A 240-nucleotide genomic window follows, 5' to 3' on the forward strand; every position below is an offset into this window, starting at 1 on the left:
TGGCTTCTAGAGGTCTCTTCACCTTCGTAGACGTCGTCTTGGGTGGTTTCAACACTCACGCTCAGCGTGGTAATACCCGCCGGAACGATGTAGTTGCCTGCCCCGTCGGCGGTCAGCGTTGCGTTTATCGCTGGCACCGGATTCGGTGGTGGCTTCTAGCTGGAAGGTCTCTTCACCTTCGTAGACGTCGTCTTGGGTGGTTTCAACACTCACGCTCAGCGTGGTCCGCCGGAACGGAAC

Annotated in this window: 1 protein-coding gene; it reads right to left on the reverse strand. The window is 57.9% G+C overall.

Annotated features, from left to right (window positions below; all coding sequences use genetic code 11):
• Positions 1 to 48: 48 nt before the first annotated feature.
• Positions 49 to 240 (reverse strand): hypothetical protein (locus QHL1GM_RS19320; protein ID WP_217648531.1); only part of this gene is annotated, 192 nt, incomplete at its 5' end.

The organism is Halomonas sp. QHL1 (assembly GCF_001882345.1).
Taxonomy (GTDB): domain Bacteria; phylum Pseudomonadota; class Gammaproteobacteria; order Pseudomonadales; family Halomonadaceae; genus Vreelandella.